Source organism: Collinsella sp. SGI.180 (genome assembly GCF_050313455.1).
GTDB lineage: Bacteria > Actinomycetota > Coriobacteriia > Coriobacteriales > Coriobacteriaceae > Collinsella.
Window position 1 is genome coordinate 1 of the sequence record NZ_JBNPLL010000006.1, and the last position, 16,034, is coordinate 16,034.

Annotated in this window: 11 protein-coding genes and 1 pseudogene; 6 read left to right on the forward strand and 6 right to left on the reverse strand. The window is 61.5% G+C overall.

Annotated features, from left to right (window positions below; genetic code table 11):
• Positions 1-104: 104 nt before the first annotated feature.
• Entirely contained in the window at positions 105-1,667 is a 1,563-nt protein-coding gene (locus tag ACQRAP_RS03715) for a cation:proton antiporter (protein ID WP_427794183.1), read from the reverse strand.
• A 184-nt stretch (positions 1,668-1,851) separates the two neighbouring features.
• Between ACQRAP_RS03715 and ACQRAP_RS03720 the strand changes: the two genes are divergently transcribed.
• The 3 genes and pseudogenes from ACQRAP_RS03720 to ACQRAP_RS03730 all read left to right on the forward strand — a co-directional run.
• Complete coding sequence (locus tag ACQRAP_RS03720) at positions 1,852-5,598, forward strand: phosphoribosylformylglycinamidine synthase (RefSeq protein WP_427794923.1); 3,747 nt, start codon at positions 1,852-1,854, stop codon at positions 5,596-5,598.
• 100 nt (positions 5,599-5,698) lie between these two features.
• Positions 5,699-6,634, forward strand: a complete 936-nt coding sequence (locus tag ACQRAP_RS03725) for a DMT family transporter (RefSeq protein WP_427794924.1) — start codon at positions 5,699-5,701, stop codon at positions 6,632-6,634.
• Between the two features lie 153 nt (positions 6,635-6,787).
• Positions 6,788-7,303, forward strand: a pseudogene (locus tag ACQRAP_RS03730) (hypothetical protein); the annotation flags it as partial.
• Positions 7,304-7,610: 307 nt separating this feature from the next.
• On the opposite strand, the gene ACQRAP_RS03735 reads toward ACQRAP_RS03730, so the two are convergent.
• On the reverse strand, positions 7,611-8,753 hold the full coding sequence (locus tag ACQRAP_RS03735; protein WP_427728280.1) for a diguanylate cyclase domain-containing protein: 1,143 nt from the start codon (positions 8,751-8,753) through the stop codon (positions 7,611-7,613).
• Between the two features lie 159 nt (positions 8,754-8,912).
• Positions 8,913-9,935 (reverse strand): 2-keto-3-deoxygluconate permease, encoded by a 1,023-nt coding sequence (locus ACQRAP_RS03740; protein WP_427794925.1) that lies wholly within the window; start codon positions 9,933-9,935, stop codon positions 8,913-8,915.
• Positions 9,936-10,450: 515 nt separating this feature from the next.
• Between ACQRAP_RS03740 and ACQRAP_RS03745 the strand changes: the two genes are divergently transcribed.
• Complete coding sequence (locus ACQRAP_RS03745) at positions 10,451-11,263, forward strand: HD domain-containing protein (protein WP_427794926.1); 813 nt, start codon at positions 10,451-10,453, stop codon at positions 11,261-11,263.
• Here ACQRAP_RS03745 and ACQRAP_RS03750 read toward each other — a convergent pair.
• From ACQRAP_RS03750 to ACQRAP_RS03760, 3 genes are read right to left on the reverse strand one after another with little or no spacing between them, the layout of a single operon-like run.
• Positions 11,260-12,465: an FAD-binding protein gene (locus tag ACQRAP_RS03750; RefSeq protein WP_427794927.1), complete on the reverse strand. Its 1,206-nt coding sequence runs from the start codon at positions 12,463-12,465 to the stop codon at positions 11,260-11,262. The two genes, ACQRAP_RS03745 and ACQRAP_RS03750, sit on opposite strands and share 4 nt — an antisense overlap.
• On the reverse strand, positions 12,466-13,281 hold the full coding sequence (locus ACQRAP_RS03755) for an electron transfer flavoprotein subunit beta/FixA family protein (RefSeq protein ID WP_427794928.1): 816 nt from the start codon (positions 13,279-13,281) through the stop codon (positions 12,466-12,468). It abuts the gene before it with no gap.
• A 2-nt stretch (positions 13,282-13,283) separates the two neighbouring features.
• The gene (locus ACQRAP_RS03760) at positions 13,284-14,885 is read right to left on the reverse strand and encodes an FAD-binding oxidoreductase (RefSeq protein ID WP_427794930.1); all 1,602 of its coding nucleotides are present in this window, start codon (positions 14,883-14,885) and stop codon (positions 13,284-13,286) included.
• 344 nt (positions 14,886-15,229) lie between these two features.
• Here ACQRAP_RS03760 and ACQRAP_RS03765 point away from each other — a divergent pair, with 344 nt between their 5' ends.
• A complete protein-coding gene (locus tag ACQRAP_RS03765; RefSeq protein ID WP_154517147.1) occupies positions 15,230-15,526 on the forward strand; it encodes a hypothetical protein in 297 nt (98 codons plus the stop codon).
• The gene (locus tag ACQRAP_RS03770) at positions 15,523-16,032 is read left to right on the forward strand and encodes a hypothetical protein (protein WP_427719604.1); all 510 of its coding nucleotides are present in this window, start codon (positions 15,523-15,525) and stop codon (positions 16,030-16,032) included. The genes ACQRAP_RS03765 and ACQRAP_RS03770 overlap by 4 nt, the downstream gene beginning before the upstream one ends.
• Positions 16,033-16,034 lie beyond the last annotated feature (2 nt).

Below are 16,034 nucleotides of genomic sequence, written 5' to 3' on the forward strand. Positions count from 1 at the left end.
GCGTCCATTCTGGGATGTGACTTCCCGATGGGGGCCGATGCGGAAACTGCGTCCCGTTTCGGGTCTTTAAAGCGGGACGCGGCTTCCCCTAGGGAAGCATCTCGTTATTTGCCGTCGTCGTCCTGGGCTTCATCGCGTGCGTAGAGCTCCAGCATGCGGCGGCGGTATTCGCGCACGGCGAGCTTGGCGCGCTCCAGGCGGCGGCGCTCACGCGGAGTCAGCTTGGACGGGTCGATCTCGTCGCCATAGGTCTTCTCAGCCAGCAAATGAGCGGCGTCCACGATACGGGCATCGATGTGGCCGCTTGCCGCCTCGGTCGAGAGGCGGTCAGCAATGGAATCAAGGGTAGGTATGCCGTCGAGCGAACGCCCATGGCCATGCGAGGTCAAAAGCTCATGCTCGCGCGCGAGCAGGCTCGCTAGGTCGTGGTGAGCGCGCAGGATATCGAGTGCGTCGGCAGGGTGCTCGGCGACCTCTGCCACGGCAGTGGCCGGCGCGGCATCGACCACGCGATAGAAGAGCTGCGCGAGCAGCGGCATCAAGAACACCGTGATGGCACCGGCGGCTACCATAACCGAGGCGACGTCTTGCGACAGCGCGCCCGCGTTGACGGCCACACTCGTCACGGCGACGATGATCGGCAGGGCCGTGGTGCAGTACAGGGCCACGGTAATGCGGCCATACGCCGAAACGTCACGTGTCGCGGGACAAATGCTCATAGAGACAAGGATCGGCACGGCGCGAATGATCAGCAACGCCGCGATAAAGCCCACGAGCAGACCCGGGCGCGACGCCACGGCCGTCAGGTCAATCTTTGCGCCCGACACGGTAAAGAACACCGGAATCAAAAAGCCATAGGCCAGGCCATCGAGCTTGGTCTCGAGCGTATGGTTGCCCTCGGGGATGATATAGCGCAGGACAAAGCCGGCGGCAAAAGAGCCCAACACGATGTCGAGGTCAAAGATGGCGGAAAATGCCACGAGTGTGACCAGGATGAGCACCGTCAGGCGCACGAACGTCTGCGACGTCGTGTCGGCCCGCTCCTCGACAAACGCAAAGAAGCGGCTGCCGACGCGCTTGGAGCGGCTCGGAACCACGGCCAACAGCACACAGACCAGTGCAAACAAGCCGAGGATCACGAGCGTCTGGATACCAGTACGAGCGGAGAGCAGCACCGACATGGCAAGCACGGGACCGAGCTCTCCCCACGTGCCATAGGCAAGGATGGAGTCGCCCACGCGCGTGCCGGTCAGCGAACGCTCACGCATGATGGGCACGAGCGTGCCGAGCGCCGTCGAAGTGAGCGCCAGCGTCACGGCGATACCGTCGAAATGGCTGACCGAGAACCACGGGGTAAAGCGCACGGCAAGCCAGGCAATGCCAAACGTGACGACCCACGTCGCCATGCCGTAGCGTCCCTCGACGCCCGTGATGTTCTTGGGGTCGATCTCAAAGCCGGCAAGCAGGAACAAAAAGGCCAGACCGAGCTCGGACACAAGCGATACCTCGGCATCTACATGGATGACGCCGAGCATGTGAGGTCCCAGCACCGCGCCGAACACGAGCAAAAAGACCGTCTCGGGAACGGGCTTTCCGGGAATCGCCGATGCGATAAAGGGGCTTGCGAAGGCCACAAGCGCGATGATGGCGAGCGAAACGAATGCCATGTGATGCCTTTCTCTTGTTTGCGCTTCACTGTAGCACCCTCGCCGTCCTCAATACGCCATGAGCTGTCGTATCATAGTGACGTTTACAAACATGTGGCTCAAGGCGACCGCGAGGCTTGTCCCGCAAACCGACCGCTGCCGCATACCGCACCGTACGCCCAACCGATCAGGAAGGCAGGAACCAATGGTCTCTCGTATTTACGTGGAGAAGAAACCCGGGTTCGACGTCGAGGCTCAGCAGCTCAAGGGCGAGCTGACCGAAATTCTCGGCATCAAGGGCATCGAGGCCCTGAGGATCATCAACCGCTACGACGTCGAGGGCATCGACGAGGAGCTTTTCCGCTCCTGCGTGCCGGCCGTCTTTAGCGAGCCCCAGGTCGATGTGACCTACGACGAACTCCCCGCAAGCGATGGCGCCGTCTTTGCCGTCGAATTCCTGCCTGGCCAGTTTGACCAGCGCGCCGACTCCGCCAGCGAGTGCGTGCAGCTCATCAGCCAGGGCGAGCGCCCCGCCGTGCGCTCCGCCAAGGTCTATATGATCTCGGGCACTCTGGACGAAGCCGCCATCGAGGCCATCAAGCACTACGTGGTGAATCCCGTCGAGGCCCGCATCGCCTCGCTCGACCTACCCGAGACGCTGTACATGGAGACCCCCGAGCCCCAGCCCGTCGAGGTGCTCGACGGCTTCCGCGAACTCGACGAGGCCGGCCTTGCCGCCTTTATCTCCGAGCGCGGCCTTGCCATGGACGAGGCGGACATCGCCTTCTGCCAGCAGTACTTCCGCGATGAGGACCGCGACCCCACCATCACCGAGATCCGCGTGATCGACACCTATTGGTCCGACCACTGCCGCCACACCACCTTCGGTACCGTCCTGGACGATGTGACAATCGATGACGCCGTGGTACAGCAGGCCTTCGACCGCTATATGGAGATGCGCCACGAGCTCGGTCGCGACGCCAAGCCCGTCTGCCTCATGGACATGGGCACCATCGGTGCCAAGTACCTTAAGAAGACCGGCGTCATGACCGATGTCGACGAGTCCGAGGAGATCAACGCCTGCACCGTCAAGGTGAAGGTCGATGTCGACGGCGAGGACCAGGACTGGCTGTTCCTGTTTAAGAACGAGACCCACAACCACCCGACCGAGATCGAGCCCTTCGGCGGTGCCGCCACCTGCGTGGGCGGCGCCATCCGCGACCCGCTCTCTGGCCGCAGCTATGTGTACCAGGCCATGCGCGTCACCGGCGCCGGCGACCCCACCGTCCCGGTCTCCGAGACGCTCGAGGGCAAGCTGCCGCAGCGCAAGCTCGTGACCACCGCTGCCGCCGGCTACTCCAGCTACGGCAACCAGATCGGCCTTGCCACCGGTCAGGTCAACGAGCTCTATCACCCCGGCTACGTGGCCAAGCGCATGGAGGTCGGCGCCGTCGTGGGCGCCACCCCGGCAAACCACGTGCGTCGCGAGTGCCCCGCCCCCACCGACAAGATCATCCTGCTGGGCGGCCGCACCGGCCGTGACGGCATCGGCGGCGCCACCGGCTCCTCCAAGACCCAGAATACCGATTCCATCGAAACCTCGGGTGCCGAGGTCCAGAAGGGCAACGCCCCGGTCGAGCGCAAGCTGCAGCGTCTGTTCCGCCGCGGCGACGCCTGCCGCCTGATCAAGCGCTGCAACGACTTTGGCGCCGGCGGCGTCTCGGTCGCCGTGGGCGAGCTTGCCGACGGCCTGTATGTCGACCTGGACACCGTGACCAAGAAGTACGATGGCCTGGACGGAACCGAGCTCGCTATCTCCGAGTCCCAGGAGCGCATGGCCTGCGCCGTCGCCGACGGTGACGTCGAGGAGTTCATGGGTTATGCCGCCGAGGAGAACCTGGAGGCGACCGTCATCGCCGAGGTTACCGCCGAGCCGCGCATGCGTATGGCCTGGAACGGCGTCGCCATCGTCGATCTGTCCCGCGAGTTCCTCAACTCCAACGGCGCACCCAAGCACCAGGTCGCCCACGTGTGTGCCCGCAGCGTGTGGCAACCCAGCTGGGCCGGCACCACGCTTGCCGAGCGCATGACCTCGCTTGTCACCGATCTCAACGTCGCCTCCAACAAGGGCCTTTCCGAGCGCTTCGACTCCACCATCGGTGCCGCTACCGTGCTCATGCCCTTTGGCGGCAAGACGCAGCTCACCCCGAGCTCTGCCATGGTCGCCAAGCTCCCCGTGGACGGCGAGACCACCACGGCGAGCGCTATGGCATGGGGCTTCAACCCCTACCTGATGGAGGCCGACCAGTTTGCAGGCGCCTACCTGTCCGTGGTCGAGTCCATCGCCAAGCTCGTTGCCGCCGGCTTTGAGCACAAGCGCGCCTACCTCTCCTTCCAGGAGTACTTTGAGCGCCTGCGCACCGAGCCCGAACGTTGGGGCAAGCCCATGGCAGCCGTCCTGGGCGCCCTTATGGCCCAGGTCGACCTGGGTGCCGGCGCCATCGGCGGCAAGGATTCCATGAGCGGCTCGTTTGAGGACGAGGCCGGCGAGCTCAACGTTCCGCCGACCCTGATCAGCTTCGCTGTCGCCGTGGGCCGTGCCGCCCGCGCCGTCTCCCCCGAGTTTAAGGGCCTCACGCACCGCGTCGTTCGCATCGCCCCCGCCACCTATGGCGAGGATTACCGCCCCGATGCCCAGCAGCTGCTCGCCGCGTTTGACGCCGTCGAGGCGCTCACCGCTACCGGCGACGCCCTGGCCGTCTCCACGCCCGGCTACGGCTGCGGCGCCGAGAGCCTCTTTAAGATGTGCGTCGGCAACCAGATCGGTATCGAGCTTGCCGAAGATGTGGACGTGGAGAGCCTCTTCACCCCGCTCTACGGCAGCTTTATCGTCGAGCTCGCCGAGGACGCCGAGCTGCCCGAGGTCGCCGACGGCGTTGTCGTCGAGCCCCTGGGTACCACCGTCGAGGGCTATGTCATCGACACCGGCTCCGAAGTCATCGAGCTCGCCGAGCTCCAGGAGGCCTGGGAGAGCGGTATCGAAGGCGTCTTCGCCTACCGCAGCGCCGGCGAGACCCCAGAGGTCGAGGCCATCGACTTCCGCGCCAAGGATATCCACGTGTACGGCGGCGCCAAGATCGCCCGCCCGCGCGTGATCATCCCTGTGTTCCCCGGCAACAACTGCGAGTACGATAGCGCCCGCGCCTTCCGCGCCGCCGGCGCCGAGGCCGACACCTTCGTGATCAACAACCTCACGCCCGAGGCCGTCGCCGAGAGCACCCACGAGCTCGCCCGCCGCATCCGTGCAAGCCAGATCGTCATGATTCCCGGCGGCTTCTCGGGCGGCGACGAGCCCGACGGCTCCGCCAAGTTCATCACGGCGTTCTTCCGCGCTCCCGAGGTCACCGAGGCAGTCCGCGACCTGCTCAAGGCCCGCGACGGCCTGATGCTGGGCATCTGCAACGGCTTCCAGGCCCTGATCAAGCTCGGCCTGGTGCCCTACGGCGACATCGTCGACGCCACGCCCGATGCGCCCACGCTGACGTTCAACACCATCGGTCGCCATCAGAGCCGTCTGGTGCGCACCCGCATCTCGTCCAACCTGTCCCCGTGGCTGTCGCAGTGCAGTCTGGACGACCCCTACACCGTCGCCATCAGCCACGGCGAGGGCCGCTTTGTCGCCAACGATGAAGTGCTCGCCCAGCTGATCGCCAACGGCCAGGTCGCCACCCAGTACGTGGGCGAGGATGGCAAGCCCAGCATGGATCTCTCCGTCAACCCCAACGGCTCCGCGCTCGCCATCGAGGGCATCACGAGCCCCGACGGCCGCGTCCTGGGCAAGATGGGCCATGCCGAGCGTCGCGGCGACAACCTGTACCGCAACGTGCCCGAGCATGTCCCCGGCGATAAGTTCATGCCGATCTTTGAGAGCGGCGTAGCCTACTTCGCTTAAATACGTTCCCATCGGGTACAATCCCCTCGGGTAACAACACCCGCCACCGGCACACCCGGTGGCGGGTTCTTTTTTACTTCGCGCATACAGGAAGGACATCATGGAAAGCCGCAAGCCGTATCTCGCCACCCTGCCCGGACTCATCCTGGGCTGCCTCGTCTGCTGCGCACTCTGGGGGTCGGCTTTCCCCTGCATCAAGATCGGCTATGAGCTCTTTGGCATCCCCGCGCACGATAGCGCCTCGCAGCTGCTCTTTGCGGGCTTGCGCTTCACGCTTGCCGGCGCCCTGGTTATCGTTGGGATGAGCGCGGCCCAGCGCGGCCCACTCGTTCCACAGGCTCGCGACATTAAGCCCATCTGCATCCTGTCGCTCTTCCAGACTATCGGGCAGTACTTCTTTTTCTACCTGGGACTCTCGCGCGCCAGCGCCATGTCGAGTTCCATCATCGAGGCCAGCGCCAACTTCCTCGCCATCCTCTTTGCCGCTCTGGCGTTTCGCACCGAAAAGCTCGATGCGACCAAGGTGCTCGGCTGCGTACTGGGCTTTGCCGGCGTCGCATTCGTCAACCTTTCGGGTGCGGACGGCACCTTTGGCTTTACACTCGACGGCGAGGGATTTATCTTGGCTTCCACTATTGCGGGCGCCCTGTCGACCTGCCTCATTGGCATCTTCTCGCGCGAGCATGACGGCGTCTTGCTCGCCGGCTGGCAGTTTTTAGTCGGCGGTTTGATCCTTACCGCCATCGGGTTTTTGATGGGCGGCGCGCTATTCCCCACCGAAATCGCCCCCGCCATCGCGCTCATCATTTATATGGCGCTCATTTCCGCCGTCGCGTACTCGCTGTGGTCCCGCCTACTCGCCGTCAACCCCGTTAGCCGCGTTTCGGTCTTTGGCTTTATGAACCCGGTCTTTGGCGTGCTGTTGAGCGCGTTGTTGCTCGGAGAGGGCGCTGGCACGAGCCCCGTTACCGTAATTGTGGCCCTGCTCTTGGTCTGCAGTGGCATCATCATTGTCAACAAACCTAAAAAGGCCTAACAAACCACCCCGTTTGGAAAAGGGCAGCTCTCACTTTAGCTTAATGGAGTACACTGTATCTCGTTGATTTCGTACCGAGTCGCGGCGACAGACGCCGTCTTGCCGTAACGCGCCGGCGACATCGAGGGGATACAGATGCATAAGAAACTGGTTATGGGAAACCAGGCCTTTGCGTATGCCGCGCTTGCGGCGGGCGTTCGCGTGGTCGCCGGTTACCCGGGCACGCCGTCGACGGAACTTGTCGAGACAGTTGCCAAACTCAAGGCCCAAGGTAGTGCCGAGGGTGTCCACGTCGAGTGGTCGACCAACGAAAAAGCCGCGCTCGAGGTGCTGGCAGGTGCATCGTATGCAGGAGCGCGCTGCCTTTTTACCTGCAAACAAGTCGGACTAAACGTTGCCTCCGACCCGCTCATGAGCCTCAACTACGTGGGCATCAAGGGCGGTCTGGTGCTGTTTGTCGCCGATGATCCCGGCCCCATCTCCTCTCAAACTGAGCAGGACACGCGCCGCTTTGCCGCATTTGCGAAGATCCCCGTGCTCGATCCGCAAAATCTGGAGCAGGGTTACGCGATGATGCAAGAGGCATTTGAAATCTCGGAGCGCTACCATACGCCCGTTATCGTGCGCCCCACCACCCGCATATGTCACGCCTCAACCTATTTGGAGGTACCCGAGCATACCGTCGCACATCCCGCTGGCACCTTTGAGAAGGATCCCAAATGGGTTATCTTCCCGCGCCGTTCGTTTGCCGCCCATGGCGAGGTTAACGAGCGCCTGCCGCAGATTGCAGACGCCTACTCCAGCGGCAAGGCCGCAGACGCGTTTAACCCCATCGAAAACCATGGCGATGCCACGCCGCGCCTGGTGAGCTACCCCGCTCCGAGAAAAAGACGAGGCGCATCTTCGACAGCCGATACTAGTCCCCGAAAGCGCAGAGGGGGCGCACGACCATCGCAACGGTCGTGCGCCCCCTTTTTTAGCGTATCTGGACGCCGACTTTCTTCTTCTCGCGCTTTACGCGGTAGAGCTCCGCGTCGGCAGCACGGAGCAAGTCTTGCCAGGTATCGACGCCATCACCAACCCGTGCGTAGCCGATGGACATCCGCAACAGATACGGAACCTCGGCGCGCGCGAGCTCGTCGTTGATTGCCGCGCACAGATGCAAGATATCCTGCTCCGCTATCGCCTTTTGAAGCACCACGAACTCATCGCCGCCATAACGCGCGATAAAGCTACCAGACGCCGAGCAGACTTCTTTGAGCGCAGCGGATATGACCTGAAGAGCATGGTCGCCCTCCACATGTCCATAGCGGTCGTTAATCTGCTTAAAGCCGTCGGCGTCCATCACAAGCAGATACACGTCTTTGGCCTGATCCACATTTGAGAAGAGCGACAGTATATAGGTCTCAAAACGGTTGCGATTGTTGAGGCCAGTCAACGGGTCGGTCGAGATGAGCTGCTCCTGGAAGACAATGTAGAGCAGCAATATGCTAATCATTATGCCGACACAAAGGCCGGGCAACGAGTATACAACCTGAAAGGTACCGCCCACCAGGGCCGGAATGGCGAAAAATGCCAAGGTTCGATAGATGGTCTTCGTCTGCAGGCTCTCGACCCTGCGAGATTGCACAAACGCATGTAGGGACGTATGTATAACGTAACAGTAGCTGACAATGGGCTGGATCATATAAGCAGAGCCGCGACTATACACGCCCTGCGAATCGATATAGAACAGGGCGTGCGTCCAGTAACTGGTAAACGCCAGCACGACCACCAGAACCGTAGGCGACGCTACAAGCACCACCCTATAGCGCGAGGCCAAAAGGCGAGAACCCTGCACCGTCTCGGAATAGATAAACCAAATGAGACACACGATGGCAAAGAGCGAAAACGAAACCGCGTTGGAAATCCAGTTGACAGCAATGCCCAACGTGCCGTCCACACCATCCAATAGCACCCAGATCATATCGAATAATATGTACGCGGCAGAGGTGTAGCCAAGCATGCTAAACAATAGCTGCTGGGTGCTCGAGAACAAGGAGCGACGACTCCGCACGGCAAGCCCGATAAGAACAATCATGCTTAGCAGGAATATCTCAATCTTGAGCGCCTTGACCACCAGGCCCATCTCCCCATCATCAAACCGACAGCGCTTCTCCGAGCCGCACGCATCACCATAACTCCCCCAATCCAGAGGGGAATAAGGGAATAATACCAGAGCGCCCGGGCGCTCTCACGGCGCGAGTTGCACGCCAGCATCATTGATGGACGCCGATGGCTACTCGCCATCGATGTCGGCCGCGACGGCTTCCTCGATGGCCTCGACACCGGCGGGCGACAGGTCTTCCTTGCCCTGGTAGAACTTCTTATCGACCCAACCGGTCAGAATCGGAGCCATGATTGCCGTGATGATGACGGCGGTGGCGATCTGAGCGTATGCGGTGGGCGCAAGCTCGGCATAGCGCGGCGCGACCTCGGCAAGAGCAACCGGCGTGGTCATAGCCGTGCCGGCGATGGTGGAACAAGCCACGGCGGCTTTGCCGTTACCGCCGCACAGGCGCTCGAACGCAAAGGTGATGGGACCGACGACAAACAACGTGACAAGGCCCAGCAAGATGCCGGAAATGCCGCCGGCGATAAAGCTCGACAGGCTCATAGACGCACCGAGTTGAAATCCGATGACGGCGATCGCAGGATTGGTGCCGGGAACCAGCAGGTTCTTGATGAACGGGAAGAGGTTGCCCAAAACCATGCCAATCACGAGCGGCAGGATGGAACCGATGATGGTGCCAACGGGAATGTTGGCAAGACCAGAGACACCAAGAATGATCATGGTAACCGCAGGGCCCGCCGTGAAGAACAGGATGCCCACGGCGCCCTGCTCGGACTCGTCGCCAAACTCGCCCATGATGCCCGTGTAGAGCGCCATGTTGCAAAACGTTATGCCGCCGATGATGGAAACCGAGCTCAGGCCCAAAAAGTTGTCGTTAAAGAAATACGCAACGCTCAAGCCCAGCACGGCTGCCACCACAAGCTTAGGAATCAGTACGACGATGCCGGTCTTGATGGCACCCGGCGTGGACTTAAAGCTGATGCCGGCACCCACGAACAACAGGATCGCGGCGACGATGGTATTGGAACCGCCGCGGCAGGCGGCGGTAAAGAAGCCGCCGATCTCGAAGACCTGCGGGCAGAAGGTATTGAGCAAAAGGCCGACGATCATCGGGTAGATCATGATGTCACCCGGAATGCGCGGTACTTTGAATTTCTTCTGCTCGTTGGCGATCGCTTCCTGTGCCATGAAACCCCCATTTCCGCCGACGCAGAACAAAAGCCCACGTCATGCTTTGCTACAGTAAAGTTTGACCATGGTACCAGAAGAAGCAGACCGGCTCGGTGAGAAATCCGATTCGTGGGGCCCGGACGGTAAACGCACCCCACTCCTATACGAGGCTCAAAACGATATAGAGCCCGATACCCGAGACGCAGCACCACAACATCGACTTTGTCTTGATTGCCACCGCAACGACGCCGACAGCCGCTGCGAAAAGAGCAGGCAAATAAAGAGCGATGTGCAGACAAAACCCGCAATAGCGGTGGGAACATCGACAACGGCGCACCTATCGCAACATTGGTAAGCATCACCGGCCAGACGGTTTTAACGATTTTGAGCACCATGGCGTTCCTCGTCCCGACAAGCTTTCTGAGCCGCATTCGACGACATGGCAGAATCATCGCCCGGCGGCAACCGAGTTCACCTACAATTGCCACCGGATCGAAAGACACAGAAAGACACAGCTTTTTTAGGAAGTCGTTATGACAGCTATCGATCGAACGGGGGCAATCGCGGCCTTCAGGACCTACACCGATGCCTACGATGCCGCCAATCCGCGTATCGCGCTCAAAATCGAGCATACGTACCACGTTGCCGAGGCATGCGATGCCGTGGCACGCAAGCAGGACTGGACACCGCAGGACATTGACCTGGCGTGGCTTTGTGGGCTGTTGCACGATATGGGCCGCTTTGAGCAGCTGCGACGCTGGGACACGTTTAAGGATGCCGAGAGCATGAGCCATGCGAAGTTGGGCCTCGAGGTCCTCTTTGGCAAAAACCCTGCAGACGCGCCCGCGGCAACAAGTATCCGCGACTTTATCGACAGCCCGGCAGAAGACGAGCTCATCCGCGCGAGCATCGCCTATCACAGTGACTTTCGCCTGCCGGCGCAACTCGACGAGCGTACACGGTGCTTCTGCGATATCGTGCGCGATGGCGACAAAATCGACATTATGCGCACCATCGCCGACAGCACCGTTGACACCATCCTCAAGGTGGATGAGAACGCATTTCTCGCCAGCCACTTCTCGGCGCCGACGTTGGCCGCCTTTGACGAGCACCGCTGCGTCGCACGTGATGAACGCGACGAGCCCGCGGACTACCTGGTAGGACTCATCTGCTTTATGTTTGAGCTCGTCTATCCGGCGAGCCGCGCGCTGGCGCGCGAGCAGGGCGATATCTACCGCCTGCTCGACGCGCCCTTTGGTATTACGCAGCCCTTTACCGACCCCGCCACACAGGCAACCTGGAGCCGTCTTAGGGAAGAGATGCGCGACTGGCTGGCGCGCGCCTAGCGCTCAAGCTGGGCTAGCAGCTCCTCGACGACCTCGACGGCATCACCGACAACCTTGTACTGGGCAGCACCAAAGATGGGGGCATCCGGGTCCTCGTTGATGGCGATGATGCATTCCGCCCCACCGATGCCGGCAAGATGCTGGATGGCGCCCGAAACACCGATACTCACAAGAATCTTGGGCGAAACCGATACGCCCGTCTGGCCAATCTGATGGCGATACTCCAACCAGCCGGCCTCCACGACGGGTCGCGTGCAGCCAAGCTCGGCTCCCAGAGCCTCGGCGAGCCTTCGCATCAGCGGCAGGTTTTTCTTGGAACCAATGCCGCGACCTACCACGACCAGGCGCTCGGCATCGGCGATTGAAGCCTGCTGTCCCCACTCCTCGGCGGGAATCGAGATCTCGACACGAGCCTTAGCATCATCCGCAAGTGCTATCTGGGTGATCGTGCCGGAGCGGCCGTAGTCAAAGTCGGGCGCCTTAAAGATGCCGGGGCGCACCGTTGCCATCTGGGGACGATGATTGGGGCAGACGATGGTGGCCATCAGGTTGCCGCCAAACGCCGGACGCGTCTGTTGCAGCAGCCCCGTCTCCGTATCCATCGAAAGCACGGTGCAGTCAGCCGTAAGGCCCGTCTGCAAACGCACGGCAACGCCGGGTGCCAGTTCGCGGCCAAAGGCGGTCGCTCCGTACAGAATGGCCTCGGGCTTGCGCTCTGCCACCAAATCGCAGACGAGGCGAGCGTAGACCTCCACATCGTTCTGGCGCAGACGCTCGTCGCGACAGATCAGGACCTCGTCTGCACCGGCGCAAACCAGATGCTCCAGGTCACCGAGAGAACCCTCGGGGCCCATGCCGACCAGCGCCACCAGGCGACAGCCGCGTGTATCCGCAAGCTCGCGGCCCTTGCCCATGAGCTCGAAGGCAACGGGAGCCACCGTATCGTGCTCGTCGGTCTGCGCGAATACCCAAATGTCTCGATATGCATCGAGGTCAACCGCGCCAGCGGCCTCGTCGCGCTCGATCGAAATGGCATTGACGGGGCAAGCGTCGACGCACCCGCCGCATAGGATGCAGCCGTCGGTTACGCGGGCGCAACGGTTGGGCCGCTCGCCTTCCACTACGATGCCGCCCGAGGCACAGGCGCGAACGCAGCGACCACAGCCGATACAGGCTTCGCTATCGATAATCAGTCCGCTCATCTATGCCATCCCCTCGATAATCTTGGCAAGTTTCGCCGCCTGCTCGGACGCCGTTCCGTCAACGGCCTCGCACGTTTGGTCGCGGTCGGGCACAAACGATCGCACGACCTGTGTCGGCGAGCCGGCAAGACCGCAGCGCGCGGGGTCGGCGTTCACGTCGGCAGCGTTGACCACGCGCACGTCCGCCTCCTCGGCCGCACGAATACCGGCGATACTCGGCATACGCAGTTGGCCAATCTCCTTGGCAGTCGTCATCGCGCACGGCATCTCAAGATAGACCGTCTCCTCGCCGGCATCGCAGCCGTGAACAAGCGCCAGTGAACCACAGGTCGTAAAGCCCGCACTCTGCACGCAACTCACGTCGGTCACGCAGGGAATCTCGAAGGCACCGGCAAGCTCGGGACCAATCTGGGCCGTATCGCCGTCCACCGCCATCTTGCCGCAGATGAGCAGGTCGAAGTCCTCGTCGAGCGCCTCGATGCCGCACTTGAGGGCATAGGTGGTTGCCAGGGTATCGGCACCTGCAAAGGCGCGATCGGTTAGCAGCAGTGCGTCATCGGCGCCTCGGGCGATGCAGTCGCGCAATAGCGATTCAGTCGCGGGGATGCCCATCGACACCACCGTTACGCGCACGTCCATGCCAAAGTCGATAAAGTCGTCCTTCAGCGCCAGCGCGCATTCCAAAGCGCTCGCGTCAAAGGGATTAATGACCGCCTGCTTACCATCGCGCACGATGGTATTGGTCTTGGGGTCCATCTTGACCTCGGTGCTGCCCGGCACCGCCTTGACACACACCACCATATGGAAATCGCTCATCTTCACGCGCCCCCTTTCTGGACGAGCTCATCCAAGAGCTGCTCCGAAAACAGGTTACCGCGGCCCAGCTGCCCGGCAGGATCGAGCTGGAGCTTGAGCCGCGCCGACTCGACCATGGCCTCGTGACCGTACATCGTCTCCAAGAAGCCCGCCTTGATCTTGCCGACGCCGTGTTCGGCGGAGACGGCGCCGCCCATGGCCGTGACCTCGGAAGCCCACTGGGCAAAGAGCTCTCCGCCGCGGCGGTAATCCTGCGCATTGCGCGGCAGAATGTTCACATGCAGATGGTTGTTACCGATGTGCCCCCAGGCGGCAGATTCAAGCCCACTTTCGGCCAACGTGCGGCGATAAAGGGCGATGACATCGGCCAAGTGTGCGTTGGGCACCGACATATCCGACCCCAGCTTGGTAATGGTGTGGTCCGTGCGGCGACGCTCGTCGATGAGCATGTTGACGCTCTCGGGCACCGCATGGCGGAAGAATCGCTGACACTCGCGATCGACCTCGGTGCGCGCGACCCATGTCGCATCGTCGCTGCCGCCCGCAAGCTCCAGTACCCACCCCAAGTGATACAGCTCCTCAGTCGCCTGGGCTTCGTCGTCGCAGTCGAGCTCCACGTAGACACAGACCTTGGCGTCTTTGTCGAGCGCCGGCAGCGAGGCGAACGCAGTCGACTGCTCACGCTGACGGCGCAGGATATCCAGGGCGCCCGCATCGAAATATTCGATGGCAGCCGCGTGGGACAGGACGGGACGTACAGAATCGGTGAAGGACACGGCCTTGTCTTCGCTGTCAAAGAAGCAGCTCACGCCCCAAACGACCGCAGGCGCCGCCTGCAGGGCAATCTCGAGCTCGGTGATGACGCCGAGTGTGCCACAGGCACCGATAAACAGATCGATGGCATCCATATCGTCAGCAACGAAATAGCCCGAAGCATTTTTGGTCTTGGGCATGGTGTAGTCGGGAAGGTCGAGCTCGAGCGTGCGGCCCTGCACCGTGACGAGCGAAAGGCGACGACCCTGTGCAAAAACCTCGCCACGGTGAAGCTCGAGCAGGTCGCCATCGGTCAGCACGACATGAAGGCCCGTGATGTGAGGGCGCATGGGGCCGTAAGCGTAGCTACGGGCGCCGGAAGCGTTGCATGCCGCCATACCGCCCAGGCAGGCAGACGCCTCGGTGGAATCGGTAGGAAAGAATTGCTCGGGAGCTTCCTGGAACTCCTCGTAGGCCTCAATCGATGCCTGGTCCCAGCCGGCAGTCGGCAGCACTTTCTTGCCCAGTTGCTTGCGCAGCTCAGACAGCACGACGCCGGGCGCCACGCGCAAAAGAAAGCGGCCCTGCTCATCGCGGCGAATGCCTAGGTAGCGATTCATGCGGGAAGTATTGAGAATGTGACCGCCATGAGGCACGGCGCCGGCGGCAAGACCGGTCCGGGCGCCCTGAACCGTCACCGGGACACGCTCGGCATGGAGCTTTTCCATAATGGCGCGGACCTCGTCCTCCGTTGTCGGAAACGAGATGCTCGAGGCCTCGCCCGATGTGCGAGACTCATCGCGACCATACTCTTCGAACTCGTCGGTGAAGGGTTTGATGGTTGCAGACACGCGAACTCCCCCTTTAGCTAACTACAGTGTTTGCAGGGAAATGTTACCGCATCGTTTCACCGACATGTTCGAGACCGTCTCCATAATTGACGTTTTTAACGTTCGCGCAATTCGGCGAACGGTGGAATTTTCGGGACAAGCGACGCTTTTGCCACACGTTGCCGCGCAGCCACAACATGTGCATTTATCAGTCAAAAATAGTTGAGATTTTTTTCACATGCTTTTACCTGCGGAGATATCGGCTCGTCAAGCAATTGGTTAGTTATTGGGCAAGTTGCGGCTGATACGGTCGGCATCGACAGCCAAACCAATAGGAGTTTTGGCCCCAGAGCAGGGAGGTTTCCATGGCATATTACTGGCCCCAATACGGTTTCGCCATCGAAGTCGATGACGACCCCTATCTCTTGCCTTTCGACGAAGATGCATTTCCAGGTACGGAGGTCTACCACGTCACCACCGATGTGATCTGCGACCCCGAGTCGTTCTCGGCGCTCGCCCACCACATCGCGCGTATCCACAACATCGAGCTCCCTCACGACTTCGACGAGCTCATCTACTCGCGCCGCCTGATGCTTCACATGCTCTTTGGAGCGGACCCGTCCACGTTCGCACGTGTCTACACCACCAAGGACGCCGCATGAGTGCGAAGAAGCCGCCCCGCCTTGCAGGACTGGGGCGTCGCAAGAAACTCGTCGTTGTCTGCCTGGCTGTCGTCTGCGCCCTCATCGCCGTAGGGCTATACGCCTGGCAGTCGCAGCCCGTGCCCGAAGCGGGCGCCTCAGTCACGACGGCAGAAGGTAAATCGCGCCAAGAAATCCAGGATGAGCTCGACGCCATCGTCCGCGACAACATGATGACGATCTCGGTCGCGCCGGTCGCACAGTTGCAGGAAGGCGGCAAGTTGCGCGTCAACGTGCAAAACGTCCAAGACAACAAGTTTCCCCAGCGCTTCCGCGTGATTCAAAACGACGAGACCATCTATGAGTCCGGTGTGGTCGAAGCCGGCAAGACGGTTGAGACCTGCCCCGCCGGCGATATCCAAGAAGGCGAGGCATATATCGAGATTCAGGCACTCGATGCCAAGACCTACGACACCCACGGCAATCCGACGCGCGTCAAAGTGCGGGTGGCACAGGCAGAAGGCTAGTG

Coding starts and splice junctions, on each gene's coding strand:
- ACQRAP_RS03715 (WP_427794183.1), bottom strand. CDS start 1,667: ATGGCATTCGTTTCGCTCGCCATCATCGCGCTTGTGGCCTTCGCAAGC.
- ACQRAP_RS03720 (WP_427794923.1), top strand. CDS start 1,852: ATGGTCTCTCGTATTTACGTGGAGAAGAAACCCGGGTTCGACGTCGAG.
- ACQRAP_RS03725 (WP_427794924.1), top strand. CDS start 5,699: ATGGAAAGCCGCAAGCCGTATCTCGCCACCCTGCCCGGACTCATCCTG.
- ACQRAP_RS03740 (WP_427794925.1), bottom strand. CDS start 9,935: ATGGCACAGGAAGCGATCGCCAACGAGCAGAAGAAATTCAAAGTACCG.
- ACQRAP_RS03745 (WP_427794926.1), top strand. CDS start 10,451: ATGACAGCTATCGATCGAACGGGGGCAATCGCGGCCTTCAGGACCTAC.
- ACQRAP_RS03750 (WP_427794927.1), bottom strand. CDS start 12,465: ATGAGCGGACTGATTATCGATAGCGAAGCCTGTATCGGCTGTGGTCGC.
- ACQRAP_RS03755 (WP_427794928.1), bottom strand. CDS start 13,281: ATGAGCGATTTCCATATGGTGGTGTGTGTCAAGGCGGTGCCGGGCAGC.
- ACQRAP_RS03765 (WP_154517147.1), top strand. CDS start 15,230: ATGGCATATTACTGGCCCCAATACGGTTTCGCCATCGAAGTCGATGAC.
- ACQRAP_RS03770 (WP_427719604.1), top strand. CDS start 15,523: ATGAGTGCGAAGAAGCCGCCCCGCCTTGCAGGACTGGGGCGTCGCAAG.